The organism is Tateyamaria sp., assembly GCF_059783535.1.
In genome coordinates this window covers 4937-31868 of sequence record NZ_JBYNDP010000036.1, presented here as the reverse complement: position 1 = coordinate 31868, position 26932 = coordinate 4937, and the positions used below count along the sequence as shown (strand labels likewise).

27 protein-coding genes and 1 tRNA gene are annotated in these 26932 nt (G+C 58.4%); 14 read left to right on the top strand and 14 right to left on the bottom strand.

The features are described from left to right. Positions 1-52: 52 nt before the first annotated feature. Together AC6RA8_RS09445 and AC6RA8_RS09440 are read right to left on the bottom strand one after the other, a co-directional pair. A complete protein-coding gene (locus tag AC6RA8_RS09445) occupies positions 53-1057 on the bottom strand; it encodes an NAD(P)H-binding protein (protein WP_500352312.1) in 1005 nt (334 codons plus the stop codon). A 46-nt stretch (positions 1058-1103) separates the two neighbouring features. Next, positions 1104-1478, bottom strand: a complete 375-nt coding sequence (locus AC6RA8_RS09440) for a hypothetical protein (protein ID WP_500352310.1) — start codon at positions 1476-1478, stop codon at positions 1104-1106. Positions 1479-1554: 76 nt separating this feature from the next. Here AC6RA8_RS09440 and AC6RA8_RS09435 point away from each other — a divergent pair, with 76 nt between their 5' ends. The 3 genes from AC6RA8_RS09435 (at position 1555) to carB (ending at position 7084) form a co-directional block, all read left to right on the top strand. After that, on the top strand, positions 1555-2319 hold the full coding sequence (locus tag AC6RA8_RS09435) for an alpha/beta fold hydrolase (RefSeq protein ID WP_500352308.1): 765 nt from the start codon (positions 1555-1557) through the stop codon (positions 2317-2319). Between the two features lie 67 nt (positions 2320-2386). Further along, positions 2387-3631 carry a class I SAM-dependent methyltransferase gene (locus AC6RA8_RS09430; protein WP_500352307.1) on the top strand — a complete coding sequence of 415 codons (1245 nt, stop codon included), beginning with the start codon at positions 2387-2389 and terminating at the stop codon, positions 3629-3631. Positions 3632-3751: 120 nt separating this feature from the next. Continuing rightward, the gene (carB, locus tag AC6RA8_RS09425; RefSeq protein ID WP_500352305.1) at positions 3752-7084 is read left to right on the top strand and encodes a carbamoyl-phosphate synthase large subunit; all 3333 of its coding nucleotides are present in this window, start codon (positions 3752-3754) and stop codon (positions 7082-7084) included. Between the two features lie 3 nt (positions 7085-7087). Here carB and AC6RA8_RS09420 read toward each other — a convergent pair whose 3' ends face one another. Continuing rightward, a complete protein-coding gene (locus AC6RA8_RS09420) occupies positions 7088-7867 on the bottom strand; it encodes a hypothetical protein (RefSeq protein WP_500352303.1) in 780 nt (259 codons plus the stop codon). Positions 7868-8003: 136 nt separating this feature from the next. On the opposite strand from AC6RA8_RS09420, the gene AC6RA8_RS09415 reads away from it, so the two are divergent. After that, positions 8004-8079, top strand: a tRNA-Thr gene (locus AC6RA8_RS09415). A gap of 196 nt (positions 8080-8275) precedes the next feature. Here the strand turns inward: AC6RA8_RS09415 and AC6RA8_RS09410 are convergent. Beyond that, positions 8276-9007: an IclR family transcriptional regulator gene (locus AC6RA8_RS09410; RefSeq protein ID WP_500352301.1), complete on the bottom strand. Its 732-nt coding sequence runs from the start codon at positions 9005-9007 to the stop codon at positions 8276-8278. Between the two features lie 156 nt (positions 9008-9163). Here AC6RA8_RS09410 and AC6RA8_RS09405 point away from each other — a divergent pair, with 156 nt between their 5' ends. The 10 genes from AC6RA8_RS09405 to kce all read left to right on the top strand — a co-directional run bounded on the left by AC6RA8_RS09405 (position 9164) and on the right by kce (position 17752). Beyond that, complete coding sequence (locus tag AC6RA8_RS09405; protein ID WP_500352299.1) at positions 9164-10003, top strand: cyclase family protein; 840 nt, start codon at positions 9164-9166, stop codon at positions 10001-10003. Beyond that, the gene (locus AC6RA8_RS09400; RefSeq protein WP_500352298.1) at positions 10003-10353 is read left to right on the top strand and encodes a cupin domain-containing protein; all 351 of its coding nucleotides are present in this window, start codon (positions 10003-10005) and stop codon (positions 10351-10353) included. Before AC6RA8_RS09405 ends, AC6RA8_RS09400 begins: the two co-directional genes overlap by 1 nt. Beyond that, the gene (locus AC6RA8_RS09395; protein ID WP_500352296.1) at positions 10350-11135 is read left to right on the top strand and encodes an SDR family NAD(P)-dependent oxidoreductase; all 786 of its coding nucleotides are present in this window, start codon (positions 10350-10352) and stop codon (positions 11133-11135) included. Before AC6RA8_RS09400 ends, AC6RA8_RS09395 begins: the two co-directional genes overlap by 4 nt. A gap of 3 nt (positions 11136-11138) precedes the next feature. Continuing rightward, positions 11139-12077: a 3-hydroxyacyl-CoA dehydrogenase family protein gene (locus tag AC6RA8_RS09390; RefSeq protein ID WP_500352294.1), complete on the top strand. Its 939-nt coding sequence runs from the start codon at positions 11139-11141 to the stop codon at positions 12075-12077. Positions 12078-12225: 148 nt separating this feature from the next. Further along, positions 12226-13497: an ABC transporter substrate-binding protein gene (locus tag AC6RA8_RS09385; RefSeq protein WP_500352292.1), complete on the top strand. Its 1272-nt coding sequence runs from the start codon at positions 12226-12228 to the stop codon at positions 13495-13497. A 9-nt stretch (positions 13498-13506) separates the two neighbouring features. After that, a complete protein-coding gene (locus AC6RA8_RS09380) occupies positions 13507-14235 on the top strand; it encodes an ABC transporter ATP-binding protein (protein WP_500352291.1) in 729 nt (242 codons plus the stop codon). Beyond that, complete coding sequence (locus tag AC6RA8_RS09375; RefSeq protein WP_500352289.1) at positions 14228-14938, top strand: ABC transporter ATP-binding protein; 711 nt, start codon at positions 14228-14230, stop codon at positions 14936-14938. Before AC6RA8_RS09380 ends, AC6RA8_RS09375 begins: the two co-directional genes overlap by 8 nt. Continuing rightward, positions 14935-15801 carry a branched-chain amino acid ABC transporter permease gene (locus AC6RA8_RS09370; protein WP_500352288.1) on the top strand — a complete coding sequence of 289 codons (867 nt, stop codon included), beginning with the start codon at positions 14935-14937 and terminating at the stop codon, positions 15799-15801. The genes AC6RA8_RS09375 and AC6RA8_RS09370 overlap by 4 nt, the downstream gene beginning before the upstream one ends. Next, positions 15801-16820 (top strand): branched-chain amino acid ABC transporter permease, encoded by a 1020-nt coding sequence (locus AC6RA8_RS09365; RefSeq protein ID WP_500352286.1) that lies wholly within the window; start codon positions 15801-15803, stop codon positions 16818-16820. The genes AC6RA8_RS09370 and AC6RA8_RS09365 overlap by 1 nt, the downstream gene beginning before the upstream one ends. A gap of 2 nt (positions 16821-16822) precedes the next feature. Next, the gene (kce, locus tag AC6RA8_RS09360; RefSeq protein ID WP_500352284.1) at positions 16823-17752 is read left to right on the top strand and encodes a 3,5-dioxohexanoate:acetyl-CoA acetone transferase; all 930 of its coding nucleotides are present in this window, start codon (positions 16823-16825) and stop codon (positions 17750-17752) included. Here kce and ccoS read toward each other — a convergent pair. From ccoS to fnrL, 10 genes are all read right to left on the bottom strand, one after another. After that, positions 17749-17898, bottom strand: a complete 150-nt coding sequence (gene ccoS, locus AC6RA8_RS09355; RefSeq protein WP_500352282.1) for a cbb3-type cytochrome oxidase assembly protein CcoS — start codon at positions 17896-17898, stop codon at positions 17749-17751. The two genes, kce and ccoS, sit on opposite strands and share 4 nt — an antisense overlap. Beyond that, the gene (locus tag AC6RA8_RS09350) at positions 17895-20027 is read right to left on the bottom strand and encodes a heavy metal translocating P-type ATPase (RefSeq protein WP_500352281.1); all 2133 of its coding nucleotides are present in this window, start codon (positions 20025-20027) and stop codon (positions 17895-17897) included. Before AC6RA8_RS09350 ends, ccoS begins: the two co-directional genes overlap by 4 nt. Then, entirely contained in the window at positions 20024-20482 is a 459-nt protein-coding gene (locus AC6RA8_RS09345) for a FixH family protein (protein WP_500352279.1), read from the bottom strand. Before AC6RA8_RS09345 ends, AC6RA8_RS09350 begins: the two co-directional genes overlap by 4 nt. 2 nt (positions 20483-20484) lie before the next feature. Next, positions 20485-21918, bottom strand: a complete 1434-nt coding sequence (ccoG, locus tag AC6RA8_RS09340) for a cytochrome c oxidase accessory protein CcoG (protein WP_500352277.1) — start codon at positions 21916-21918, stop codon at positions 20485-20487. Positions 21919-22103: 185 nt separating this feature from the next. Then, positions 22104-22976, bottom strand: a complete 873-nt coding sequence (gene ccoP, locus AC6RA8_RS09335) for a cytochrome-c oxidase, cbb3-type subunit III (RefSeq protein ID WP_500352275.1) — start codon at positions 22974-22976, stop codon at positions 22104-22106. A 1-nt stretch (position 22977) separates the two neighbouring features. After that, on the bottom strand, positions 22978-23169 hold the full coding sequence (locus AC6RA8_RS09330) for a cbb3-type cytochrome c oxidase subunit 3 (RefSeq protein ID WP_500352274.1): 192 nt from the start codon (positions 23167-23169) through the stop codon (positions 22978-22980). A 9-nt stretch (positions 23170-23178) separates the two neighbouring features. Beyond that, positions 23179-23904 (bottom strand): cytochrome-c oxidase, cbb3-type subunit II, encoded by a 726-nt coding sequence (gene ccoO / locus AC6RA8_RS09325; RefSeq protein WP_500352272.1) that lies wholly within the window; start codon positions 23902-23904, stop codon positions 23179-23181. 12 nt (positions 23905-23916) lie between these two features. After that, positions 23917-25542 (bottom strand): cytochrome-c oxidase, cbb3-type subunit I, encoded by a 1626-nt coding sequence (ccoN, locus tag AC6RA8_RS09320; protein ID WP_500352270.1) that lies wholly within the window; start codon positions 25540-25542, stop codon positions 23917-23919. Positions 25543-25657: 115 nt separating this feature from the next. Beyond that, the gene (locus AC6RA8_RS09315) at positions 25658-26065 is read right to left on the bottom strand and encodes a universal stress protein (protein ID WP_500352268.1); all 408 of its coding nucleotides are present in this window, start codon (positions 26063-26065) and stop codon (positions 25658-25660) included. Positions 26066-26146: 81 nt separating this feature from the next. After that, on the bottom strand, positions 26147-26887 hold the full coding sequence (fnrL, locus tag AC6RA8_RS09310; protein ID WP_500352266.1) for a transcriptional regulator FnrL: 741 nt from the start codon (positions 26885-26887) through the stop codon (positions 26147-26149). Positions 26888-26932 lie beyond the last annotated feature (45 nt).

Below are 26932 nucleotides of genomic sequence, written 5' to 3'. Positions count from 1 at the left end.
ACTTTATCCGAACCTGTAAATCACAAGGCCCCCTGCATCGCGCGGGGGGCTTTCAGAACACGCTGTACTCTCCACGCTCGACAGTGGTTTCGCCGTTGATAACGGCGGCGTAGTAGTCAAACAACGTATCCTGACCGGTTGACGGCGTGGCGTCACGATCGTATCGGCCCGTTTCCCGATCAAGGACAAGCATGGATTCCGTCGCGTAGTACAACCCGATCCGCGCAAACTCGGCCTTTGCAGACAGCGGTGGGAAGATGCGGCTTGCGGCACCCAGTGCGCCCGCAATGCTGCGCATCATGCCAACCGGGACATGTTTGAAACTGGGCCTATGTCCCAGTAACGAGAACAGGTGTTCCCCTTGCGCGCGCGGGGTCAGGGCTGGTCCAGGCCCACCAATGGGCAGTATGCGGTTCTGCAGCATCGGGTCAGCGAGGCAAGACGTCAGGTATTCTCCCAGATTCCGGTCACTGATTGGCGTACAGGCCGTCAATTCACCGTCACCGAACAACAGATATGGCTTGCCCCTCTGCACCCGCGCGATCTGACCGGAGAGCGATTTGAAATAGGCCGTCGGACGCACAATCGAATAGGTCAGGCCCGAGGCAACCAGCGCCTGTTCCGCTGCAAGCTTGGCATGTTGAAAGGCAAGGCGTGGCTTTTGCACGCAGATCGCAGATAGCAGCACGAAATGCGCAACCCCTGCAGCCTTTGCCGCGTTGATCGCGCCGACTGTGGCGTGATGATCGATAGCCACAGCGTCCTTGGGTGCACCGTTGCGCGACGCAAGACAGGAAATCACCGCGTCGAACGAGGCATTGGCGAATACGGTACTGAGCAGGTTGGTGGAGTCCGTGACGTCTGCCTCGACAACCTTCGCACCCGATAGATTGATCTGCCGGTCCCGCGTGCCGGACCCCGGGCGCGTAACGCAGGTGACGTGATACCCGTGACGCACCAGCGCCGCCGTGGTCGCGCGGCCAATTGTGCCAGTCGCCCCCAGGACGAGGACGCGACCGGACCGCTTGGTCAAATCATGATTGTAATTCAAAGCCATGACGGACAAAGCGTTGGCACACCCGGCACCAAACATCCAGCGTCGACTACAACTGCCCGGTCCACCACATCCAGACAATCACCGCTGTGAACACAAGCAGGATATTGAACGCCACGGCGGCTGCGATCCCCAGCCACAGCCCCTTGCGGCGGTCGGCCCGGTCTATCCCACTCAGAAAGGCGACAATCCGGTCCTCGGCCGAGGACAGTGCCGCGCCATCTACCTGGCGCATCAGGCGGGGGTGCCCTCCGAACGCTTGTGCCGCGACGATCTTGCGCGCCTCGGCGTGCAGACGTTTGGGCAATCGACGCCCGGTGCGGCGCAGGGCAGCCTCCAGCGATTTGGCGCGCACGCCAAATGCTGTGGTCAGTGCGTCCTGCACGCGGGCGGCGCGGGCCTGAATGCTGTCTTGAGTTTCCATACCGTTTTCTAGCCTCGTGTCCCCGAGCGCTCAATCCCTCTGGTGACGGCTGATCAATACGGCTAAGTCTGCCCTCATGCTCAGCTATTCTGAACACGGTAATTCCGATGCCCCCCCTGTCCTGATCGCCCACGGTCTGTATGGATCGGGCCGCAATTGGGGGGTGATTGCAAAGCGACTGTCAGACACACGGCGCGTCATCACAGTGGACATGCGCAACCACGGGCACAGCTTCTGGTCCGACGATCACAGCTATGCCGATATGGCCCGCGATCTGGCACAGGTGATCGAAAACTTGGGTGGGCCAATGGATGTCGTTGGGCATTCCATGGGTGGCAAAGCTTCCATGATGTTGGCGCTGACCCGCCCAGATACCGTGCGCAGGCTTGTGGTCGGCGATATTGCGCCGGTGGGCTATGGCCACAGCCAGATGCAATACATCGAGGCAATGCGGGCCGTTGATTTAACCAAGGTCACGCGGCGGTCCGAGGCAAATGACCAGCTTGCTGCGTTGGGAGTCGAGCCCGCCCTGTGCAGCTTTCTGACCCAATCGCTGGACGTGGCCGAGGGGCGGTGGCGCCTGAACCTTGATGCATTGGCAGAAAACATGCCTGCAATTCTGGATTTTCCCAAAATCAACGCGTCGTTCGACGGCCCCACGCTCTTCCTCTCGGGCGGGGCAAGCGACTATGTCACGCATGACCACCGCCCAACCATCCGCACCCTGTTTCCCAGAACGCGTTTCGTGAAGATACCGAATGCCGGGCATTGGCTGCATGCAGATGATCCACGCGCATTTGAAGGCACCGTGAGAGCATATCTGGACGCCGGAGCGCCCTAGCCCTTGACGTAACCCCAACAGCCACCCCAATTTTAATGTCGGAGTGCTTTTTTGGGGGAGTGCGATCATGTGGGGCAAACTGCTTGACCGTTTTCTGACAGGCATGATGGTGGAGGACCGTCTGAGCCTGACCTATCCGGATGGAACAACGCAGGACTACGGGCCAGACACCGGGGCATCGGCTCATCTTGAGATTTCCGACGAGGCAACCCTGCGCGCACTGGTTCTAAATCCAGACCTTGGCCTTGGCGAAGGGTATATGAACGAAAAGATCACGCCGAGAAACTGTACGCTGGATGATGCATTGACGCTTATCATCCGCAACCGCTTCAAAGGGACCATTCCGCCCTGGATGCTGATGGCCAATCGTGCCCGGTTTCACATGCGTCGTTTCATTCAAAACAATACGCCCAATGCATCGCGCAAGAACGTCGCCCATCATTACGACATCTCGGACGATCTGTACCGGCTCTTTCTGGATCAGGACATGCAGTATTCCTGTGCCTACTTCCGGGATGACGAGATGACATTGGAACAGGCCCAGGCGGCAAAGAAGGCGCATATAGCAGGCAAGCTGCGTCTGGAACCGGGTATGCATGTGCTGGACATCGGGTGTGGCTGGGGCGGCATGGCGTTGACGCTGGCGCAGGACTATGGGTGCCGCGTGACCGGTATCACCCTCAGCGAGAACCAATTGGCAACCGCCCGGCAGCGGGCAGATGCAGCGGGGCTGTCGGATCAGATCGATTTCCGATTGCAGGACTACCGGCATACGAAGGGAACCTTTGATCGCATTGTATCGGTCGGGATGCTGGAACATGTGGGGGTCCCCAACTTCGACACGTATTTTGGACGAGTGGCCGAATTGCTGGATGCTGATGGGGTGGCCCTGATTCACACGATTGGCCGGTCGGCCCCGCCGATGGCGCATTCATCATGGATCAACAAGTACATCTTTCCCGGCGGCTATGTCCCCTCACTTTCCGAGTTGGCCCCGGCGATGGAACGGTCAGGTTTGTGGCAAACAGATATTGAGGTTTGGCGCCTGCACTATGCCATGACCATCAGACACTGGCGCGATCGTTTCGACGCGCATCTGGACGAGATCACGACACGATATGATGAGCGCTTTGTTCGAATGTTCCGCTATTATCTAACGGTGTGCATTCTGGCTTTCGAACATCAGATGCAGGGTGTTTATCACTTGCAACTGGCACACAAGCGCGCGGCTGTCCCTTTGACGCGAGACTATCTCTACGACGCGTCCTCCCCCATGAGGAGCGGGCGCCAACCGAAAAGAGTCTCTGCCTGACCGCAGATTCCGCAAACTGCACGCTTTGTCCCTCTTGCACCTTCTTGCGCCATCCCTATAACGCAGGACAATTTGCTCGCGCCCTGACGGCGCGAACTGAATCACTGCCGGGGGGCCAAGATGCCAAAGCGTACCGACATCAAGTCGATCATGATTATCGGCGCGGGCCCCATTGTGATTGGCCAAGCCTGCGAGTTTGACTACTCGGGCGCGCAGGCCTGCAAGGCGCTGCGGGAAGAAGGATACCGGGTCATTCTGGTGAACTCGAACCCTGCCACAATCATGACGGACCCCGGGCTGGCTGATGCCACCTATATCGAGCCGATCACCCCAGAAGTCGTCGCCAAAATCATCGAGAAAGAGCGCCCAGATGCGCTGCTGCCGACGATGGGCGGACAAACCGGCCTGAACACTTCCCTTGCCTTGGAAGAGATGGGGGTTCTGGACAAGTTTGGTGTCGAAATGATCGGTGCCAAGCGTGACGCCATCGAGATGGCGGAAGATCGCAAGCTGTTCCGCGAAGCGATGGACCGATTGGGTATTGAAAATCCTCGCGCGACCATTGTGACAGCACCAAAGGACGCACAGGGCAGCAAGGACCTCGCCGCTGGAGTCGCCTTGGCCATGGACACGCTGGAAGAGATTGGCTTGCCCGCAATCATCCGCCCGGCCTTTACCCTGGGCGGTACCGGCGGCGGCGTTGCTTACAACCGCGACGACTATGAAGCCATTTGCCGATCTGGCATGGACGCCTCACCCGTGGGTCAGATTCTCGTGGATGAGTCGTTGCTGGGTTGGAAGGAATACGAGATGGAGGTGGTGCGCGACACTGCCGACAACGCCATCATCGTGTGTTCCATCGAAAACGTGGATCCAATGGGCGTGCACACGGGCGATAGCATCACCGTGGCCCCTGCCCTGACGCTGACGGACAAAGAATACCAGATCATGCGCAACCACTCGATCGCTGTGCTGCGCGAGATCGGGGTGGAAACCGGTGGGTCCAATGTGCAGTGGGCCATCAACCCCGATGACGGGCGCATGGTGGTGATTGAGATGAACCCGCGGGTATCGCGGTCCTCTGCTTTGGCGTCGAAGGCAACAGGATTCCCAATTGCCAAAATCGCGGCCAAGCTGGCCGTGGGTTACACGTTGGATGAGTTGGACAACGACATCACAAAAGTCACGCCCGCCTCGTTTGAACCAACGATCGACTATGTCGTCACCAAGATCCCGAAATTCGCTTTCGAGAAATTCCCGGGCTCCGAAGCATCTCTGACCACGGCCATGAAATCCGTGGGCGAAGTGATGGCCATCGGTCGCACGTTCCATGAAAGCCTGCAAAAGGCGATGGCATCCATGGAATCCGGTTTGACCGGTCTGGACGACATCGACATCCCCGGCGCGCCCGACAAGGCAGCCGTGGTCAAAGCCATTTCGGCCCAAACCCCGGACCGGCTGCGCCTGATTGCACAAGCCATGCGGCACGGGCTGAGCGATGACGACATCTTTGGTGCAACCAAGTTCGATCCATGGTTCCTCGCCCGTATTCGGGAAATCGTGGACACCGAAGACAAGGTTCGCAGCGCAGGGTTGCCCGCGACCGAAGAAGGTCTGCGTGCGCTCAAGATGATGGGCTTCACCGACGCGCGTTTGGGCCAGTTGACTGACAGCGACGAAAGTCACGTGCGTCGTATACGCGACGATTTGGGTGTCAGCGCCGTTTTCAAACGGATCGACACCTGTGCCGCAGAATTCGAAGCGCAAACGCCTTACATGTATTCGACCTACGAAACGCCAGTTTTCGGCGAGGTCGAATGCGAAGCCCGCCCCTCTGACCGTAAGAAAGTCGTGATCCTCGGGGGTGGACCAAACCGGATCGGCCAAGGGATCGAGTTTGACTACTGCTGCTGCCACGCCTGTTTTGCCCTGACGGCCGCGGGCTATGAAACAATCATGGTCAACTGCAACCCGGAAACAGTATCGACGGACTACGACACGTCGGATCGTCTCTATTTCGAACCGCTGACCTTTGAGCACGTCATGGAAATCCTGCGGGTTGAGCAGGAGAACGGCCTGTTGCACGGGGTGATCGTGCAGTTCGGCGGGCAGACACCCTTGAAGCTGGCCAACGCGCTGAATGAAGCCGGCATTCCGATCCTTGGGACAACACCGGACGCGATTGACCTGGCCGAAGACCGAGAACGGTTCCAGGCGCTGGTCAATGAACTTGGCCTGAAGCAGCCCAAGAACGGTATCGCGCATTCCGATGCCGAGGCGCTGGAGATTGCCGGTGAGATCGGGTTCCCACTGGTGATCCGTCCATCCTATGTTCTGGGCGGGCGCGCGATGGAGATTGTCCGCGATCAAGCCAGCCTTGAGCGCTATATCTCTGAAGCCGTCGTGGTGTCCGGCGACAGTCCCGTCTTGCTTGACAGTTATCTGGCCGGCGCCGTCGAGTTGGATGTGGACGCCCTGTGCGATGGGACCGACGTCCATGTCGCTGGCATCATGCAGCATATCGAGGAAGCCGGTGTGCATTCGGGTGATAGTGCATGCTCTCTACCACCATATTCCCTTTCGGCTGATGTCATTGCCGAGATTGAAGCCCAGACACATGCATTGGCAAAGGCGCTGAACGTTGTCGGCTTGATGAACGTCCAATTTGCCATTCAGGGCGACGACATCTTCCTGATCGAGGTCAACCCCCGCGCCTCTCGGACTGTGCCGTTTGTGGCAAAGTCCACTGACAGTGCGATTGCGTCCATCGCCGCACGTATCATGGCGGGTGAACCGCTCTCGAACTTCCCGCAGCGCCCTGCATATGATGCTGACGCCAGCTATGACAGTGTGCTTCCACTCGCTGATCCAATGACCTTGGCCGATCCGAATATGCCGTGGTTCTCTGTCAAGGAAGCCGTGCTGCCGTTTGCCCGGTTCCCAGGCGTAGACACCATTCTGGGTCCGGAAATGCGCTCGACCGGAGAGGTCATGGGTTGGGATCGCACCTTTGCACGCGCATTTCTCAAGGCGCAAATGGGCGCGGGTATGGTTTTGCCAAACGCGGGGTGCACGTTCATCTCGATCAAGGACATGGACAAGACGCCACAAATGCTGGAGGCCGCGCAAATCCTGCACGGTTTGGGTTTCACAACGGTTGCAACGCGCGGCACCGCAAGCTGGCTGGAAGAGAATGGTGTGCCCTGTGGGACGGTCAACAAGGTCTATGAAGGGCGGCCCGACGTCACCGATATGATGAAGGACCATGGCATTCAGTTGGTCTTTAACACGACTGAAGGCGCGCAGGCGGTTGAGGACAGCAAATCAATCCGATCGATCGCCTTGTATGACAAGATCCCCTATTTCACGACGGCGGCCGGGGCCTATGCAGCGGCACTCGCAATCCGAGAGCAGTCACAGGGAGATGTCGGTGTGAAAGCCCTGCAGGCATAAGTCCTACAGGTCGAGAAACCGGTCAGAAATCTGATCAAGGTTTTTCAGGATCGCGTCTCCCAGCACCGAGGCCAACTGCACGTCACGCGGATCAATTTCCGCGCCCGAGGCGGCGGCCGACAGGATGGGTTCCAAGGTTTTCCACTTCGCAGCAACTTTGCCAAGGGTGACCTTGATGTGAATATTGGGGGCAGCCTCCAGACCAGCCGACTGGTCGCCAAACGTCAGAGCGTCAAGGGATGCTTTGAAGTAAGCGATACGCTCAATCATCGCGCGTTCGGCGCCTGTTGACGCCAGATCGGTAAGGAACAGGCACAAATCCCGCTGAAAGGCCTGCGAAACAACCCGCAATTCGTGCAGCACTGCGTACGAGTTGCGGTACTTGCTTGCGACTTCAGAGGCCGCTCGGTAGCGCATCTGGCTGTAGCGGGATGCGAGCGTCGGGTTGGTGGTTATCAGCAAGGTCACGGGAACGGTGTGCCGATCGCCCGCAACAATCTGTTGCGCGGATTTTGTCAGGGTCCCGACCTCATCTGCCAGGTCGGTATCAGTATCTGGGTGCGCCACGGTGGCTGACGACAAGCTGTTAAGCTCAGCCACTGATGCAGCGACATCTTCTGCATGCACAGGGGTTTGTGCCCCGACAAAGAGCAGGCACACAGATTTGGTTATGCGGTGCACCAATACAGCCTGATCCGCCAAACCACGGACGGTTGTTTGCTCCCCTGCTGTCGCATGCGTTGCGCAACACGAGACAAGGATGGCTGTCAGAAGCAGTTTCACCAAGGCTGTCACATCACTTTCCAAATATATCCAACACTCATCTAGATCATCGGATTTAAGGTGGGCTTAACTGCTTCAGCTGTTGATCTTGTCCCCTTGCCCTGCCGAGCACATAAAGTATAACGCGCGCCACTAGGCCGCTGTAGCTCAGCTGGTAGAGCACGTCATTCGTAATGATGGGGTCGGGGGTTCGAGTCCCTTCAGCGGCACCAGGCACCTTCAAAAACTGTTCTTTCGTGAACTTGTGCTGTTCGACTTTAAAAGGCTGACAGGAAGAGTGTTAGGTTGGCGCCAGCACTGCCGTCCGGACCAGCGAAGACACATCTTCAACAATGGTTGCGGGGGTCGGATCACGCGCATGATGTCGAAGACAAGCCGCAGTTTGGCGGCCACAAGATGGCGTCTGCGCTATGCCTGAAGCATTGAAACGGCGGCGCGAATGGAGTCTGCCAAAGTTGGCTTAATCCGGTCATAGCGTGAGCTTGGGACGGGAACTGATACAGCAAAAATATCGCCCGTTTGGTCAGCGACCGCAAAGCCCATCGCACAAATACCGTCCGTGTGTTCGTTCTCATCATATGCCAGCTCGCCCTCTCTGATCGCGTCGATACCGTCGATCATGTCGGACAGCGGCGGCGCATAGGGTCCGCGTGACCTATGTTCAGCGCGGATCAGGGCAAGCGCCCGCTCAGGCCGCATGCATGCCAACGCAGCGCGCCCGTTCGCGGTAGTGGTCAGGGGAAAATACTCTCCAATCCGCGAAACAGTGCGCAGGCGATGACTACCTTCGATTTGATCGACGAATAGCATTTGTGCGCCTTCAAGAACTGCCAAATCAACGGTCTCTCCCGTTTCGTCCGACAGCCGTTCCATCACCGGCCGCAGGCGCGTCCGCATATCGGATGACACCGCCTGGGCGAGACTTTGAATTTCGCGGCCAAGCCTGATTCCCCCATCTCCTCGTTCAGTGGATACAAACCCTTCGGTCACGAGCGCCGCAACAATGCGCTGTACCGTAGAGCGGGGCAGCTGAACCCGCTTGGCAATCTGGCCAAGGCTCAGTCCGTTTGTCTCGCGGCCCAGCAAGCGCAGAATATCAGCCGCGCGCGAAATGACCTGAATACCTTGATTTTTCGACATCTTTTCACCCCATAGCGAACGCTTACAACGATTGCGTTTTCACCCGACAGCATCAAAACGCCTGCTTCCAACGTTCCTGCAAATCAAATGTTGACCGCAATATGGTACATACGCACCATAATACGGGACAGCAATAGAAAGCTTTGGGAGGAGCCGATGGTCGTCAACATTCGCGGGATCGATTTCCAGGAAAACGACAACAACGACATGGGGCTCGAATTTGTGAACCTGAGCCATCGCTATGGTTTCCAATGCCCAAACTGGCCGTATTTCAAAGATGTTCAGATCGATCGCAAACACTATATGGCGAAGTCCGGTGTGCTGAGCCAGACGATCACAACGACGATGCACGTCACCACTCACATCGACGCACCCGCCCATGTGGTCCAGGGAACCCCCTTCATTGACGAGGTGCCCTTGCCCCATTTCTTCGGCTCCGGCCTTGTTGTCAGCATCCCGAAGAAGAAATGGGAACAGATCACCGGAGACGATCTGGAAAAAGCCTGTGGCCATGCGATCCGCAAGAATGACGTGCTGATCATCAACACCGGCTGGCACAAGCAATATGAAGATGGTGACTACTTTGCTTACTGCCCTGGTCTTGTGCCATCTGCCGCCGATTGGATGGTGGAGAAGGGCGTAAAAGTCGTGGGGCACGACACGCAGGCCAACGATCATCCGTTGGCCACAGCGATTGGACCGCAGCGCAATGGTCCGATCCTGCCGCATCTTGAGAAAGAGTACCTCGAATGGTCCGGCGGCACCCCGTGGGAAGTCGATTTCCCCGAATGGGAACCCGTGCACCGGAAGCTCTTTACCAACGGTATTCTGGGGATCGAGAATGTGGGCGGCGACCTTGACCGCGTTACGGGCAAGCGGGTCACCTTCGCATTCTTCCCTTGGAACTGGGACCGGGGTGATGGTTGTATCATCCGACTTGTTGCCATGATGGATAAATCCCAAGGCTACCGTATCGAGGCGGGCGAGGATTTCTGATGCTGGTCAAGCGCTTCGCCCATGCCCAACCCTATGACGCCCCAAACCACTGGGGTGTGACTGGCCTGCGCCTTCAGGGGTTCGAGGACGGTGGACCGGAAAACCAATGGGTTGGCTATTCGCAGTTTCTCCCCGGCGGCGGCGCGGGACCCGACGCGACGCCGTTTGAGAAGGTCTATGTGGTGCTCGACGGTGAAATGACTGTCACCGTTGACGATACGGACGCGGTGCTTGGTCCTATGGACAGTTGCACGATCCCGCCAGGTGAAGTGCGCAAAATCGAAAACCGCAGCAATCACGTTTGCAAGATGCTGGTTGTCATCCCCTACCCCGCTGGAGGTCGGCCATGAGCCTCGACGACCCACTGTCCTTCTTTGATGTCTCGGGCAAGGTGGCCCTGATCACCGGAGCCTCCGGAGCGTTTGGCGCCGTGGCGGCCCGTTGTTTGTCTGGTGCCGGCGCCAAGGTTGCTCTTGCCGCTGGAAATGCCGACGCGATGGCAGACGTCGCAAACACGTGCACCGGCGACACCCACCAGATCAACGCACGCCCCGATACTGAAATCGCCTGCGATGCTTTGGTATCAGAAACAGTCAAGACGTTCGGACGTTTGGACATTCTTGTTGTGGCTTCGGGCATGAACAAGGTGGCCAAGATCGCCGACATGGCCCCTAACACATTCGAAGGCGTCATGGACGCCAACGTCACCCAAAGCTGGCTGATGGCCCGCGCCGCAAGTGCGCAGATGCAGGCGCAGGGCGACGGTGGCAAGATCGTCCTTATGTCTTCTTCCCGTGGACTATTGGGACACCCGGCAGGGTATACAGCTTACTGCGCATCGAAGGCCGCGGTTGACGGGATCACAAAGGCACTGGGGTGCGAACTCGGCCCCACCGGGATAACCGTAAATGCCATCGCACCCACTGTGTTCCGTTCCCCCCTCACCGCTTGGATGTTCCAAGATACCGACGAGGCAAAGACTGTGCGGGACGGGTTCCTAACACGCGTGCCCAAGGGGCGCCTTGGCGAGCCGGAGGATCTGGCAGGACCGCTCTTGTTCCTGTCGTCCCGCGCCTCAGATTTCTACACCGGCCACATACTTTATGCCGATGGCGGCTACACGGCGGGGTGAGGCATGAACAAGAACCAGCAAATCGCGGTGATCGGAGGAGGGTTGATGGGGCACGGCGTTGCCCTGACCTTTGCGCGCGCGGGTCATTACGTGGCCGTGCACGATCCGGCACAGGAGACGCTGCAAAGTCTTCCGCAACGCGTATCCGACAGCCTGCGACTGCTAGAAACATCTGACACTGACATCGCGAGGATGCTCACAAGGATCGAGCTGTGCGATGGGATCAAGGCAGCCGTGAGCGATGCCGATGCCATCTTTGAAGCGGCGCCCGAAAAACTGGAATTGAAACAGGCGATCTTTGCAGAGGTCGAGGCACACGCGCCCCGCGACGCCATTCTTGCCTCTAACACGTCGGTTATTCAGATCACCAAGATCATGGAGCATCTCACGCTTCGCCAACGCGCTTTGGGGACCCATTGGTGGAACCCGCCTCACATGATCCCTCTGGTCGAAGTGGTAAAAACCGAATGGACCGACCCCGCAGTCGCAGACAAGATGATTGATCTGCTGGCGGAGGCAGGCAAAACCCCGGCGCTGGTCCAAAAGGATGTGCCCGGCTTTATCGGCAATCGGTTGCAACACGCGCTTTGGCGTGAAGCGATCAGCCTTGTTGAAAAAGGGATTTGTTCTGCAAAAGCTGTTGATGACGTGGTGAAAGCCAGTTTTGGCCGTCGACTCGCTGTTCTTGGTCCGCTCGAAAATGCCGATCTGGTCGGGTTGGAACTCACACAGGACATACATCGTCAAGTTCTGTTCGACCTTGATGCACGACCTGATCCGTCGCCTCTCCTGCAAGAGCTGTTGGACGAGGATCGAACCGGTATGGCTTCGGGTCATGGGTTTCGCAAATGGACGCAACACGATCTTGAACGGACAAAAACGAGAGTCGCCCTTCACTTGAACGCAATTGAGGGGATGCTGCAAAATTCCGCTAAATCATAACGTGGAATTATAAATGGCCACTTAAATCGGATCAGGATCATCTTTTGCATGTGATAGGTCTGATGAGCGAGACAGCGCCAAGCCATGCCAAAAATGGTCCGCGCAACCGGATCGGCAAAGACCCGAACCGCATCTTTGGGAGGAAAACATGAGAACTGATATCACACGCCGCCGTATGTTGGCTGGGCTGGGCGCGAGCGTCGCGGCCCCCGCAATCCTGCGTTCCACGCGGGCATATGCTGCCAACCCGACCATAAAGGTGGGCTTCGTGACCCCATCCACCGGCCCGCTCGCCGGCTTCGCGGAAGCTGATGATTACATTCTCGAAGGTTTGCGCGCCCATTTCGCTGGCGGCGTGACCAACAACGGTAAGTCTTACAATATCGAGATCATCAAGAAGGACAGTCAGTCCAACCCCAACCGGGCAGCCGAAGTGGCAGCCGAACTGATCCTCTCGGATGAAGTGGACATCATTAGCGCTGCCGCGACCCCTGACACAACGAACCCGGTGGCGGACCAAGCCGAAATCAATGAAGTGCCCTGCATCACGACGGACGCACCTTGGCAGCCCTATTTCTTTGGCCGTGGCGGCAACCCAGCAGAAGCCTTCCAATACACCTACCATTTCTTCTGGGGACTTGAGGACGTCATCGCCAATTTCACCAGCCTTTGGGACGGCAGCGGTGTCGCCAAGAAAGTGGGCGGTCTGTTCCCGAACGATGCAGACGGCAATGCATGGGGCGACGCGGAACTGGGCCTGCCCAAACCCCTTGCGGCACAAGGGTTCGAACTAGTTGATCCGGGTCGTTTCCAACCTCTAACGGACGATTTCTCGAACTACATCTCGGCCTTCAAGGATGCAGGCTGCGAAATCATCACCGGCGTGATGATCCCGCCAGATTTTGGCACCTTCTGGGCGCAAGCCGCACAACAGGGTTTCAACCCCAAGGTCGCGACCATCGGCAAGGCGCTGCTCTTCCCTTCAGCCATTGAGGCTCTGGGAGATCGCGGTATTGGTTTGACGACCGAAATCTGGTGGTCCCCAAACCATCCTTTCAACTCGTCTCTGACCGGCATCTCGGCAGGTGATCTGGCAAACGGGTTCACCGCTGCGACGGGCCGCCCCTGGACCCAGCCCATCGGGTTCAAACACGCGCTCTTTGAAGTGGTTGCGGACGTCATCTCCCGTTCTGAGGATCTCGACGATTTCGAGGCTAACGCCGCCGCAATCGCGGGCACCAACATCTCGACCATCGTTGGCGACGTGAACTGGTCGAACGGCCCCGTGCCCAACGTCTCCAAAACACCGCTGGTGTCGGGACAATGGCAAAAGGCAGGTGATGGCGTCGAACTGGTCATCACCAATAACAGCCACGCGCCCCAGATTCCTGTGGGTGGCGACCTGCAACTGCTGGGATAAGGCTCTGCGATGTCAGCCCTTTTGTCCGTGATCGGGCTCAAAAAGTCGTTTGGCGCCGTCAAGGTCGCCGACGACTCCAACTTCGAAATCGCACAAGGCGACGCCGTGGGTATCCTCGGACCCAATGGCGCCGGCAAGACATCGCTCTTTAACCTGATCACCGGCGCGCTCAGCCCTGATGCGGGCCGGATTACCTTTCAGGGGGCTGACATTACCGCCACCTCTGCCGCCAAACGCTGCAAGATTGGCATTGCGCGCTCTTTCCAGGTGCCACAGCCCTTTGGTGGCATGACCGTATATGAGAACGCACTTGTCGGGGCGATGCAGGGCGCGGGTCTTTCAGGTCGCGACGCTGAAAACCACGCATTGCAGGTCCTGACGGACACGGGGCTTTTGCCAAAGGCAAACCAACGGGCAGGCTCACTCACTCTGCTAGATCGCAAGCGGCTTGAAATGGCGCGTGCGCTGTCGGCACAACCCAAACTGCTGCTACTCGACGAAATCGCAGGGGGTCTGACGGATGCCGAATGCACCGCCCTGATCGACACGATCAAGGCTGTTCATGGCAAGGGCACCACGATCATTTGGATTGAACATGTGGTCCACGCGCTGCTGGCTGTTGTCGATCGTCTGATCGTGATCGACTTTGGCAAGAAGATCGCAGAGGGCGCACCGAAAGAGATTATGGACAGTCCCGAGGTCAAGGAAATCTATCTGGGGGTCGATCCCGATGTCTGATCCGATCTTGTCCCTATCGAAACTCGATGCCCACTACGGTGACTTCCAGGCACTGTACGGAGTGAACATGGACATTCATGCCGGTGAGGTCGTTGCCATCATCGGTGCCAACGGAGCGGGCAAAAGCACGCTCATGCGCTCCATCTCGGGTCTCATGTCCAACGCTCCGGATCAGGTAAGGTTCAACGGCGAGGCCATTGGCACCCTGCGTGCGGACGAGGTGGCGTATCGGGGGATCGCGCTGGTGCCAGAGGGGCGGCAACTGTTCCCCTCTCTGTCGGTCGAGGAAAACTTGCTGCTGGGAGGCAAGGTCGCGCGGCCCGGTCCGTGGTCGCTCAATACCGTGTACGACCTTTTCCCGGTGCTAAAAGAACGGCGCAAACAACCCTCCACCTCGCTTTCGGGCGGACAGCAGCAGATGGTCGCCATTGGCCGCGCCCTGATGGCCAATCCCGAGGTGATTTTGTTTGATGAGATCAGCCTTGGGCTTGCCCCCGTCATCATCAAAACAATCTACGATGCCTTGCCTGGCATCATCGGGGGCGGCATGACCGCTTTGGTCGTGGAACAGGATATCAGCAAGGCGCTCGAGGTTTCTTCCCGCGTTTTCTGCCTGCAAGAGGGACGTGTGTCACTCAGCGGCGCCACCAGTGACGTCACCCGAGATCAAATCACAGCCGCCTATTTTGGAGTTGCCGCATGATCGAATGGATTGGTGTGATCTTACAAGGCGTCTTGCTGGGCGGTCTCTATGCCCTTTTCGCCGCTGGGCTGTCGCTGATTTTTGGTGTGATGCGGCTGGTGAATATCGCGCATGGCGACTTGATTATTCTCGCCGCCTATCTCGGGCTCAGCACCACAATCATGTTCGGCGTTCACCCTTTTGCCGCAGCCCTTCTGGTGCTGCCGGTGATGGCAGCCATCGGTTACGCCTTGCAACGCGGCATCCTGAACCAAACGTTGGGGCCGGACATCCTGCCACCGCTGTTGGTCACCTTTGGCCTGTCAGTGATTATCCAGAACGCGCTGCTTGAAGGGTATTCCGCCGATCCACAAAAACTGTCCGCTGGAGCCATAGAAACGGCCAGCGTCAATCTGGGTAGCCTGACAATTGGCATCCTACCCCTGCTGACCTTTGCCATCGCTGTCGGCGTCATCGCAGGTCTGCAATGGATGTTTTATGCCACCGCCCTAGGTCGCGGTTTCCGCGCCGTGTCAGATAATCAGGACATCGCGCAGTTGATGGGCCTAAACAAGGCGCATGTCTTCGGCCTTGCCATGGCGTTAGCGCTTGCCGTTACCGGCATCGCTGGCATCCTGCTGGGCATCCGCACCAGCTTTGACCCCTCCATCGGCGGCGGACGTCTGATCTTCGGGTTTGAAGCTGTGATAATCGGTGGCCTTGGCAACCTTTGGGGCACGCTTGCCGGCGGCGTGATCCTCGGCGTCGCCCAAACCATTGGGGCCAAAATTGATCCCGGCTGGCAGGTCCTTGCGGGTCACATCGCCTTTCTTGTCGTTCTGGCCGTGCGTCCGAACGGCTTGTTCCCAAGGGTCCAGCACTGATGAGCACCCCAACCGTATACCGCGCCACCCGTGCCAGCCGCGTCGCAATGATCGTTGCGGTTCTGGCCCTGATCGTTCTGGCGGCAGCCCCGTGGTGGGCGGGGCGCGCTGATCTGCGCCTGATGGGCGAGATTTTCCTCTACCTATCCCTCGCCTGTCTATGGAACCTGATGGCAGGCTATGCGGGCCTCGTGTCTGTTGGCCAACAAGCCTTCGTGGGGTTTGGCGGCTACATGCTGTTTGCATTGACGATCTTTGGCGGATTGCACCCGATCACGGCGATCGTGTTGGCAGGTGTGCTGGCCGCCGCACTATCTGTCCCAATTGCCGCCCTTATCTTCAGACTTAAAGGTGCCTACTTCGCCATCGGGACATGGGTCGTGGCGGAAGTGTTCCGCCTGACCTTTGCCCAAATCTCCGCGCTCGGCGGTGGGTCAGGAACCTCCTTGCCTGTGGGCATTGTCCGTTCACTGGCTGACGGGCGCTCGGCGCGCGAAGCGCTCAGCTATTGGCTTGCGTTAGGTGCCGCGGTCCTTGTGGTTACAGCCGTTTACCTGTTCCTGCGTTCGCGTCGGGGTCTTGCGCTGACAGCCATCCGCGACAGTGAAGTGGCTGCCAGTGGCCTCGGCATCGACATCTGGCGTACGAAGCTGGAGGTTTATGTAGTCACCTCCGCCTTCACAGCGATTATCGGTGGCCTCCTGTTTCTGCAAAAACTACGCATCTCACCCGATGCAGCATTCTCGGTCAACGACTGGACCGCCTTTGTTATCTTCATCGTTGTGATCGGCGGCATTGGCACGCTTGAGGGGCCGATCATCGGAACGCTTTTGTTCTTCTTGTTGCGTGAAACACTGGCCGATTTCGGCACTATCTACTTAATGGTACTCGGCGCGGTCGCCATCGTGGTGATGCTGAAGGCGCCCAAGGGCGTCTGGGGGCTGATCCGAGACCGTTACGATCTTGAGCTTTTCCCGCTCAGCTACCGCATCAAACTGAACGATCCAAAGGACACGTGACCATGGCCAAGCAAAAAACGATCATCACTTGCGCGGTCACCGGGGCCATTCACACCCCAACAATGTCCGACCAACTGCCCATCACGCATAACGATATCGCAGAACAGGCAATTGCAGCGGCGGAAGCGGGTGCATCAATTCTGCACCTTCACACCCGCGACCCTGAAGATGGCCGCCCATCGGTCGAGCCAGAGCACTACGTGGGCATTCTCGGCCGTGTGAAGCAATCGACAGACGCGGTGTTGAACATCACCACCGGTGGTGCGCCGACCATGCTTATCAAGGATCGGATAAAGGCAGCGGTCCGATTCAGTCCCGAGATGTGTTCGCTCAACATGGGATCGATGAATTTTGCCTTTCACCCGCTAGCCGACCGCTACGACACGTGGAAACACGATTGGGAGAAGGAATACATCGCAGGATCAGAAGCGAACATCTTCCGCAACACCTTTGCCGACATCAAGCAGGCGGCAACGGAACTGGCGCCGCACGACATCAAGTTCGAACATGAGTGTTATGACGTCGGCCACCTGTACAATCTGAAATTCTGTATGGATATCGGCCTCTTCAAAGCGCCGGTCTTCCTGCAATTCGTGTTCGGTGTTCTGGGCGGCATCGGGGCCGAGGTCGACAACCTGATCTTTATGAAACGCACCGCCGACCGCCTCTTTGGTGACGACTACCGGTGGTCGGTCCTCGGGGCCGGAGCGGCACAAATGCCCCTTGCCACCACAGCCAGCCAAATGGGCGGCAACGTGCGGGTCGGGTTGGAGGACAGCCTCTTCATCACACGCGGGCAACTGGCACAATCGAATGCCGAACAAGTCACCAAAATCCGGCGCATCGTTGAAGACTTGGGGTGCAAAGTCGCCAGCCCGGATGAAGCCCGGGACATATTGGATCTCAAGGGCGGTGATCGCGTCGCGTTCTAGGTTGGCTCATCATCGTCCAACAGGATGCGTTGGGCATCGCCGTCAGGATCAGAATACTGGTCGCTCTTCATCGTCCAGACGAAGGCCACCAGTGCGCCAAGCCCTAGAATGAGCGAACACGGAACCAGGATAACAAGAACATTCATGGCTTTGCCTTTGTTCTCAGAGCGTTCAGTGTAACAGTGATGGAACTGGTGGACATTGCAAGTGCCGCCATCAGCGGTGATGCAAAACCAGCAAGGGACAAGGGGATCGCCACGGCGTTGTAACAGGCCGCCAGCGCAAAATTCTCGAGAATGCGGCGCCTTGCACTGCGAGCAATGCCAATTGCCGCCGGAATTCCGGACAGGTGCTGACCCAAAAGAACAACATCTGCTGCATTCTGACTGGCCTCCAAGGCAGTGCCTGGTGCAATGGATGCCCAGGCCCGCGTCAGAGCAAGCGTGTCGTTCAGGCCGTCGCCAACCATGACGACCTTGCGGCCTTCGGTTTGCAGTTGCTCGATAAGGTCCTGCTTGGCTTCAGGATCCACCTCGGCGTGCACTTGGCTCACACCCAGATCTGCAGCAACACGCGCCGCATTCTGCGCGCTGTCACCGGTTAGCATATGCACATCAAAGCCCATCTCTCGCAAACGCGCCACGGTGTCGGCGGCGTCCGCAAAAATCTGTTCACTGCGTTCAAGAGGGTGAATCGTATTGCCGACTTGCAAGACCGTGCCCTGACCGGCCCCGATCCAGGCGGCATTGCCGAAACGCACGGTCTGATCGTTCCAAAGCCCGGAAACACCGTTGCCGCGATGCTCGGCCATTCTCTCAAGATCGGCGACGCCCACATCCTTTAGCAGAGGCAGAACTGAGCGGCTGAGCGGGTGTGCCGAAGCCTGCGCCAACGCCTTCAGTATCCCGCGCGCCTCAACCGGCATCTCTTTGGAAGGAACAAGAGCCGCCGCAGATAGTGTGCCGGTCTTGTCAAAAACGACCGTGTCGACCTCAGCCAAACGCTCCAGCGCAGTCTCGGATTTGACCAACAGCCCCATGCGGAACAATCGCCCGGTTGCGACGGTCGCCACTGCCGGCACAGCAAGACCCAAGGCACAGGGGCATGTGATGATCAGCGTGGCGATGGCGATCTTGAGCGCGTTGTACATGTCACCGGTTGCAATGGACCAGCCGATGAAAGCAGCAAATGACAGGCCGTGAACGAGCGGCGCATAGACGCCAGCAGCCCGGTCGGCAAGGCTGGTGTAGCGGCTCTTGGACCCTTCGGCGTGGGCCGCGATCTGGATCAGTCGGCGCAGGGTTGATCCCTTGGCAGCGACAGTTGTGTGCATTGTGACCGGACCGGTCAGAACGATTTCTCCGGCCGTCAGGGCAGCTCCACGCGCCACTGCGATCTCGTCACTCTCCCCGGTGAGCGCACTGCGATCAACCTGCGCGGCATCGCTGTTCAGCACACCATCCACTGGCACCCGTGCCCCGGCGGCGAGCCAAAGCGTGTCCCCCTCGGCCACATCATCGACAGGGACGCTCACCCGGGTCTCACCTTCGATGCGAGTCACACGCAACGGCTCAAGCGCCGCAAGATCAGCGGCCGCTGAGCGCGCAGCCTGCCGCATGCGTTTTTCCAACACGCGGCCACCAAGCAAGAAGAACGTCAGCGACAGCGCCGCGTCGAAATACGCGTGCTCTCCGCCCTGGGATGTCTCGTAAAGAGACAGGCCACAGGCCAGGATGATGGCCAGTGAAATCGGTACATCCATGTTCAGCCGCATGCCGCGCAAGGCAGTCACCGCCGAACGGAAAAATGGTTGCGCGCAGTAGATTGCGGCGGGCAATGAAATCGCTGCTGATATCCAGTGGAAGAAATCGCGCGTGGCGTCAGTTGCGCCAGACCACACGGCCACCGAAAGAAGCATGACATTCATCATCGCAAAACCGGCGATGCCAAGGCGCAACGTCAACCCGTCGTCTTGGCCGCGATTGCCAGCATCGCGAGCCTCGTGCGCCTCGAACCCGATGTCGGTCAGGGCCGCGATCCAAGGCGCAGGGTCAACCCCCGGTTCCGCCGTGATGGCCACCCGCTTGCGGCTCAGGTTCACGCGCGCAGCCGCGATGTCTGGGCGGGCATTCAGCAAGCCTTCGACCGACCGGATGCAGGCAACGCAGTGAACGCCCGGCACAATCAACTCATGCGTCGGAAGACCCGCTTCGCGGCCAGCCGTCTCAGCAATTTCGCCAGCGGCAACGCAGCCAGGGCAGGAGGCAACCGTCATTGCCGCACCCGAAGAACAATGCGTTGCCGGAAGTCGGTTCCGTCTGGCGCAACTGCAGTCAGCCGCAAGTTCCAGTTTCCTGCCGCAAGCTCAGGAATGTCAGCCACAAACCGGGCGCCGTCATGCCGGAAGCTCGGAGTCAGATCCTCGCCGACATGCGTTGCACGCCCCAGAGTTGCCGACGTGATCGTGGGGACCACCGGACCAATTGCATCGTCAATATGCAGGGCCAGTGTTCCGTCTTGGGCATCCGCTGAAACCTGCCACCCCAACGCTTCCTGGGCAGCTCGATCCTCTTCAAATGCTTGGCTCACCACATAAGAATTCTTGGTCTCAAGTCCTGGAAAGGTATTCACGGCCTGAAAGGCCAGCGTCAGGTTTACGCTGATGATAATGGTAAAGGCGGTTCCGAAGATTGCCAGTACATGCCAGCCGGTAAGTTCCTTGATCTGCATCCTTAGCCCTTTCCGTTGAAAATAGTGGCGACGCCTGCGCGGTCGTCGGTTTCGACATCCTCGACCCACAAACGCAGATCGGTGGTTTCGGCATCAGCCGCTGCATCCTGCGGGCGTGCAATGACATAGACGCGCGCCTGCAGCGTTTCGTTTGCAGGCACGGTGACGTGATTGGCGACCGCCCCATCACTTTCGACATCGATGCGCAGGATCTCCTCCGATGTCAGCATGACCCGGAAATCGCGGTCCTCTGCTGTGAGGTTGCGGATGCGCAAAGTGTAGGTGTTGCGCACAGCACCGTCGGAAAGTGTCACGAATTGCGGATTGCGTACAGGTTCGACCGTCAGGTCGATGTCTGAGCGGATGAACAGGGCATAGACCAGCGCCACACCGATCAGCGACCACATCGCTGTGTAGAGGATGGTGCGCGGACGCAGCACATGTTGCCAGATCGGGCGCGGCTTTGCGCCTTGGGTCTCGGCCTCTTCATCAGACAGAGCCAGATAATCAATCAAACCACGTGGCTTGCCGATCCGCTCCATCACTTCGTCACATGCGTCGATGCACAGCGCACAAGTGATGCACTCCATCTGCTGCCCGTCGCGGATGTCGATGCCCGCCGGGCACACGTTCACGCAGGCCATACAGTCGATACAATCACCAAGCTGATCCGCGCCTTCGGCTTTACGGTGTTTGCCACGCGGCTCGCCCCGCCAGTGACGGTACGCGACGGTCAAAGTGTCATTGTCCATCATGGCAGCTTGAATGCGCGGCCACGGGCACATGTAGTTGCAAACCTGTTCGCGCATGAAGCCGCCAAATACAAAGGTGGTCGCGGCCAAGATCAAGATGGTGGAGTAAGCCACAAACGGCGCACTGAATGCTATCAGATCAGCAGCCAAAGTGGGCGCGTCAGCAAAGTAAAAGACCCAAGCCCCACCTGTCGCCAATGCGATCAGGAACCATATGAACCATTTTGTCACGCGAAGGCGGGCCTTTCGCAGCGACCAGTCGGCATTCCAAAGGCGCACACGCGCATTGCGATCGCCCTCAATCCAGCGCTCAACCAGAATGAATAGGTCTGTCCACACAGTCTGCGGGCATGTGTAGCCGCACCAGACGCGACCCAAAGCGGATGTGAAAAGGAACAGGCCAAGCCCAGCCATGATCAGCAGGCCAGCGACGAAGTAGAACTCGTGCGGCCAGATCTCGATCCAGAAGAAATAGAACCGGCGCCCTGCCAGATCGACGAGAACGGCCTGATCAGGAAGGTTGGGGCCACGGTCCCAACGGATCCATGGGGTCAGATAATAGATCGCGAGCGTGACGCCCATGATCCACCATTTGAGCGTGCGGAACTTGCCCTTCACCCGACGAGGAAAGATTGGTTCACGCGCGACATAAAGAGACGGCGGAGAGGCCGGAGTTTGTGTCATTGTCAATTGTCCTGTTCGTGCGTTCAAACTGCAAGGCCTGCGCGGCCAGCACCTTGATTTGGATCAAGCATCAAGAGAATTTCCCGGTCCCCGCTTGGTACGAACAGGACAGAGACCGGGAGCGCCGCGTATCCCTCCTAGGTGGGCCCGAGCCCGATACGCGGCAAGGAGCGATGCGGCAAGATTTACTCGCCGCCGCCCAACTGGTGCAGATACAAGGTGACTGCCTTGATCTCATCTTCGTCCAAACGCTGACCCCAGGCGGGCATCACGCCGAAGCGTGAATAGGTCACCGTCTCGATCAGGGTTTCGCGATCTCCACCGTACAGCCAGATCGCATCGTTCAGAGCCGGGGCGCCGACATCGCGGATGCCTTCGCCACTGTCGCCATGACAGGCGGTGCATTGTTCCTGGAACAACACCAGACCAAGTTCAGCCATTGCCGCATCATGGTCCTGCCCGGACAGGGACAGGACGTATTCAACAGTTTGCCCAATCTCTTCATCGGAGAAGATGTCGCCGAAAGCAGGCATCTCCGACCATCGCGCGTCTGGATCCGTTTCGTTGCGAATGCCGTGCCGCACGGTGTACTCGATCTCTTCGAGCGTACCGCCCCACAGCCAGGCGTCATCCAGCAGGTTGGGATAGCCTGCGGCCTGCACACCCGCGGCTCCAGATCCATGACATTGAGAACAGTGGGCCAGGAAGACGGACGCACCGCCCGCGACCCCAAACCGGTGCACTGGATCATCTGGGGCAAGCGTCGCAAGGTCGGCGGACGCCAGACTTGCAGTCAGCTCAGCATTCTGTTCCTCGACCTCTGCAATCTGCTGGGCTACTTCCGCTCTCGTCGAATAGCCAAGCAAACCCGTCGTGGCCGAATTGATGAGCGGCCAAGCAGGGTAGGCTATCGTGTATGCCAATCCCCAGACAACCGTGCCATAAAAGGTCCACAACCACCACCGCGGCAGCGGGTTGTTGAGTTCCTTGATGCCGTCCCATTCGTGACCAGTGGTGTCGGTCCCGGTGACATCATCGATGTCTTGTTTGTCAGCCATATTAGTCGGCCTCCGGTTCTTGCGCAGTCAGATGCGCATCTGTGTCATTTCGCAGTGGGATGCCGGCTGCCTCTTCGTTGGCTGCACGGGCCGAGGGGCGGAACGCCCAAAGGCAGGCGGTGATATAGAAGATCACCATCGCCAGAAGCACCCAACTGTCAGCCAGCTCTCGTAGGAAGGAATACGTGTCCATCAAAACCTCCTATCGGCTCGGATCAGGCGTGAAGGTCGAGAAATCGACCAAAGTGCCCAGCATCTGCAGATACGCAATCAGCGCATCCATCTCGGTCAATTCAGGTTGGCCATCGAAGTTGGACACGACCGCACCGGGGTAACGCTCGACCAGGCCATCCCAATCGCTGTCGGGATCGGCTTGGGCCCTGAAATCGGCAGCTGCAGCCTCGACCATCTCGTCAGTGTAAGGCACACCCACAAAGCGGTGGGTTTTGACCAGATCTTCGATGTGCTCACCATCGATCACCGCGTCCGCAAGGAACGCGTATTTCGGCATGATCGATTCAGGCACAACCGACTGCGGGTCCATCAGGTGATCGACATGCCACGCATCCGAGTACCGCCCACCGACACGGGCCAAATCCGGCCCGGTGCGCTTCGATCCCCACTGATGCGGGTGGTCATACATCGACTCCGCCGCCAGTGAGTAGTGCCCGTAGCGCTCGACCTCATCCCGCATGGGTCGGATCATCTGGCTGTGACAGACATAGCAACCTTCACGGACGTAGATGTCCCGCCCCGCCAATTCCAACGGGCTGTAGGGTCGCACCCCTTCCACCTCTTCAATCGTGTTTTCGAGGTAGAAAAGCGGTGCGATCTCCACAATGCCGCCGACCGATACAGTGAGCAACGAGAAGACGAACAGAAGCGTCGGGCTGCGTTCCAGAACCTGGTGTCGCTTGAGAAAAGCCATGTTCAGTCCTCCTTATGCGGCTTGTGCAGATTGAGCAGCAGCAACGGGTGCCGCGGGCGGGGCCACCCGGACGGGCTGGCCGCCCCGGATGGTCATCCACATGTTCCAAACCATGATGCAGGCACCGGTAAGGTACAGAACCCCACCCAGACCACGCACCACGTACATCGGGAACTTGGCGCTCACGGTGTCGGCGAAGGAGTTCACCAGGAACCCTTGGGCATCAACTTCGCGCCACATCAGGCCCTCCATGATGCCGGTCACCCACATGGATGCCGCGTAAAGCACGATGCCAATGGTCGCGAGCCAGAAGTGCCAATCGATGGCAGCCATCGAATACATCTGCTTGCGGCCCCACAGGCGCGGCGTCAGGAAGTAGAGCGCGCCAAAGGTGATCATGCCGTTCCAGCCCAGAGCACCAGAGTGCACGTGACCTATGGTCCAATCGGTGTAGTGGCTGAGCGAGTTGACCGCCTTGATCGACATCATCGGCCCTTCGAAGGTGGACATGCCGTAGAAGGCCAGGCTGATCACCATCATCCGAATGATCGGATCGGTGCGCAGCTTGTCCCATGCACCTTGCAACGTCATCAGACCATTGATCATGCCACCCCAGCTCGGCATCCACAGGATGATCGAGAACACCATGCCCAGGGTCGAGGCCCAGTCAGGCAAAGCGGTGTAGTGCAAGTGGTGAGGGCCCGCCCAGATGTACAGAAAGATCAGCGCCCAGAAGTGGATGATCGACAGCTTGTAGCTGTAGACAGGGCGACCCGCCTGCTTCGGCACGAAATAGTACATCATGCCGAGGAAGCCCGCCGTCAGGAAGAAGCCCACCGCGTTGTGGCCATACCACCATTGCGTCATCGCATCCTGCACACCCGAGAAGACTTGGACGGACTTGGAGCCCAGCAGCGACACTGGGATGCTCAGGTTGTTGACGATGTGCAACATCGCCACGGTGATGATAAATGCCAACAGGAACCAGTTGGCGACATAGATATGCCTTTCCTGCCGCTTGAAGATTGTGCCCATGTAGACGGCAAGGAAGGCCACCCAGACAATGGTCAGCCAGATGTCGACGTACCACTCAGGCTCGGCATATTCCTTGGATTGCGTGGCCCCCAGCAGGTAGCCGGTTGCCGCCATTACGATGAACAGCTGATAGCCCCAGAACACGAACCAGGCGGTGTTACCGCCCCAAAGCCGCGCGCCACAGGTGCGCTGCACAATGTAGAAGGACGACATGATCAATGCGTTGCCCCCAAACGCAAAAATCACCGCAGAGGTGTGCAACGGGCGCAAACGTCCGAAGTTGGTAAAGGGTTGGCCCCAATCAAAATTCAGGCCGGGAAATGCAAGCTGGAAGGCGATGAACACCCCAGCTAGAAACCCGACGACACCCCAGAAACCGGTGGCGATCACCCCCGCCCGGATCACACCATCCATGTACCCGGTGTCATCAACGACAGCGCGCGTTTCGCCAATCTGGCGCAATTGCCAGATGAACATGCCGCCCGCGATCAACATGATCAGCGCGGCATGCAGTTTATAGGCCAGATCGTGGCCCCAATCCGCTGCTATTGCAGCGACCAGAGCAACCAGACCCAGCAAGATCAATTTAACATAGTCCCACATGGTTCGTCCTTCGCCGTTGCGTGCTGTCCCCGCGGGGACAACAGACCTGTTCGTATGTTGGGTGATTAGATGCGCCCGCGTCAGGCCGCGTTGATCTGGATCAAGAGAAGCTGAATTACCGGATCACATGCACCGCGCACTTCGCGTGACGTGTGACCCACGCCGCTGTCGATCCCAGCAGGATGTCCGACAAAGCAGGCTGGTGGGACGCAATGACGATCAGATCGGTACCGTTTTGTTCGGCATAGTCGGTGATACTGCGACCGGTTGCGCCTTCAATCACGGCGCTCTGCCCGTTTGGCAGTTCATCTGCCATCATCTTCAACCGCGTCGCGATCCGCTCGCGATTGCCGGCAACTGTATCCGCTGGCACGTATTCAGCCGCGTACATGGGCAACTGCTCCATCACATGCAGCAAAGTTATGCGGGCACCCTCGGATGCAAGGTGCTTGGCGACAGCCTCAGCCTGCGGATGATCACGCCCCTCGCCGAACAAGACTGGGATCAGGATGTTGGAATACATGTGCAAGCCCTCCTTTGGCCTTTCAGCCAAAAGGGATAGCGACCGCCCCGTGGTGATGCGTTGATTTGGATCAAGCCCGCTTCAGATCAGAGGTCCGCCATCTGAATCGTCGCCACTTTCCAGCAGCAAAGTCTCAAGATCAGGAATGCGCACACTCCGGTTGCCATCAAGCTCAATCACACCGTCCTTGCGCAGTCCGGTAAATTGACGACTGACTGTCTCAATCGTGAGCCCGAGAAAGTTGGCCATTGCCTCGCGGCTTATCGGCAATTCAATCCGTGACAGATCCCCAAGCACCTGACCATCCGGGTGCACGGTTCGCTTGGCAATGAGCATGAGGAAGCTGGCAATCTTTTCCCGGGCGGTTTTGCGGCCCAGCAACAACATCCAGTCGCGGGCGGCATCCAATTCATCCAGCGCCATTTCGAGCAGCCGTTCCTGAACATGGGGAATACGGGTCAACAGCGCCTCGAACGGCTTTCTTTGGAAACAACACAGCGTGACATCTGTCACGGCCGTAACATCATATTGCAACGTGTCGCGCCCCGGCCGGCCGATGAAATCTGATGGCAGCAACAAGCCAACCAATTGGGTTCGACCATCTTCAATTGCACGTTCCAGTGTTGCCGTCCCCGCAACGACCGAAGCGACCACATCCAGTGCGTCCCCGCGCATGGCGATCGTCTGGCCTGCGGCATACGTCTTGTAGAACTTGATCTGGTTCAGCTGTTCCAGCTCGTCATCATCACACCGCGCGCACACGGCGCGGTGACGGATCGGGCAGCTCGCGCAGCTTTCCATGACAGGCAGTACCTTGTTCATCAATCCCTCCGTTGATCTGTGTCAATGCGTGGGGCTGACAGATCA

What these genes read in the sequence shown, in the direction of transcription:
- AC6RA8_RS09445 (WP_500352312.1), bottom strand. Translation starts at nt 1,057, where the DNA reads ATGGCTTTGAATTACAATCATGATTTGACCAAGCGGTCCGGTCGCGTC.
- AC6RA8_RS09440 (WP_500352310.1), bottom strand. Translation starts at nt 1,478, where the DNA reads ATGGAAACTCAAGACAGCATTCAGGCCCGCGCCGCCCGCGTGCAGGAC.
- AC6RA8_RS09435 (WP_500352308.1), top strand. Translation starts at nt 1,555, where the DNA reads ATGCTCAGCTATTCTGAACACGGTAATTCCGATGCCCCCCCTGTCCTG.
- AC6RA8_RS09430 (WP_500352307.1), top strand. Translation starts at nt 2,387, where the DNA reads ATGTGGGGCAAACTGCTTGACCGTTTTCTGACAGGCATGATGGTGGAG.
- carB (WP_500352305.1), top strand. Translation starts at nt 3,752, where the DNA reads ATGCCAAAGCGTACCGACATCAAGTCGATCATGATTATCGGCGCGGGC.
- AC6RA8_RS09410 (WP_500352301.1), bottom strand. Translation starts at nt 9,007, where the DNA reads ATGTCGAAAAATCAAGGTATTCAGGTCATTTCGCGCGCGGCTGATATT.
- AC6RA8_RS09405 (WP_500352299.1), top strand. Translation starts at nt 9,164, where the DNA reads ATGGTCGTCAACATTCGCGGGATCGATTTCCAGGAAAACGACAACAAC.
- AC6RA8_RS09400 (WP_500352298.1), top strand. Translation starts at nt 10,003, where the DNA reads ATGCTGGTCAAGCGCTTCGCCCATGCCCAACCCTATGACGCCCCAAAC.
- AC6RA8_RS09395 (WP_500352296.1), top strand. Translation starts at nt 10,350, where the DNA reads ATGAGCCTCGACGACCCACTGTCCTTCTTTGATGTCTCGGGCAAGGTG.
- AC6RA8_RS09390 (WP_500352294.1), top strand. Translation starts at nt 11,139, where the DNA reads ATGAACAAGAACCAGCAAATCGCGGTGATCGGAGGAGGGTTGATGGGG.
- AC6RA8_RS09385 (WP_500352292.1), top strand. Translation starts at nt 12,226, where the DNA reads ATGAGAACTGATATCACACGCCGCCGTATGTTGGCTGGGCTGGGCGCG.
- AC6RA8_RS09380 (WP_500352291.1), top strand. Translation starts at nt 13,507, where the DNA reads ATGTCAGCCCTTTTGTCCGTGATCGGGCTCAAAAAGTCGTTTGGCGCC.
- AC6RA8_RS09375 (WP_500352289.1), top strand. Translation starts at nt 14,228, where the DNA reads ATGTCTGATCCGATCTTGTCCCTATCGAAACTCGATGCCCACTACGGT.
- AC6RA8_RS09370 (WP_500352288.1), top strand. Translation starts at nt 14,935, where the DNA reads ATGATCGAATGGATTGGTGTGATCTTACAAGGCGTCTTGCTGGGCGGT.
- AC6RA8_RS09365 (WP_500352286.1), top strand. Translation starts at nt 15,801, where the DNA reads ATGAGCACCCCAACCGTATACCGCGCCACCCGTGCCAGCCGCGTCGCA.
- kce (WP_500352284.1), top strand. Translation starts at nt 16,823, where the DNA reads ATGGCCAAGCAAAAAACGATCATCACTTGCGCGGTCACCGGGGCCATT.
- ccoS (WP_500352282.1), bottom strand. Translation starts at nt 17,898, where the DNA reads ATGAATGTTCTTGTTATCCTGGTTCCGTGTTCGCTCATTCTAGGGCTT.
- AC6RA8_RS09350 (WP_500352281.1), bottom strand. Translation starts at nt 20,027, where the DNA reads ATGACGGTTGCCTCCTGCCCTGGCTGCGTTGCCGCTGGCGAAATTGCT.
- AC6RA8_RS09345 (WP_500352279.1), bottom strand. Translation starts at nt 20,482, where the DNA reads ATGCAGATCAAGGAACTTACCGGCTGGCATGTACTGGCAATCTTCGGA.
- ccoG (WP_500352277.1), bottom strand. Translation starts at nt 21,918, where the DNA reads ATGACACAAACTCCGGCCTCTCCGCCGTCTCTTTATGTCGCGCGTGAA.
- ccoP (WP_500352275.1), bottom strand. Translation starts at nt 22,976, where the DNA reads ATGGCTGACAAACAAGACATCGATGATGTCACCGGGACCGACACCACT.
- AC6RA8_RS09330 (WP_500352274.1), bottom strand. Translation starts at nt 23,169, where the DNA reads ATGGACACGTATTCCTTCCTACGAGAGCTGGCTGACAGTTGGGTGCTT.
- ccoO (WP_500352272.1), bottom strand. Translation starts at nt 23,904, where the DNA reads ATGGCTTTTCTCAAGCGACACCAGGTTCTGGAACGCAGCCCGACGCTT.
- ccoN (WP_500352270.1), bottom strand. Translation starts at nt 25,542, where the DNA reads ATGTGGGACTATGTTAAATTGATCTTGCTGGGTCTGGTTGCTCTGGTC.
- AC6RA8_RS09315 (WP_500352268.1), bottom strand. Translation starts at nt 26,065, where the DNA reads ATGTATTCCAACATCCTGATCCCAGTCTTGTTCGGCGAGGGGCGTGAT.
- fnrL (WP_500352266.1), bottom strand. Translation starts at nt 26,887, where the DNA reads ATGAACAAGGTACTGCCTGTCATGGAAAGCTGCGCGAGCTGCCCGATC.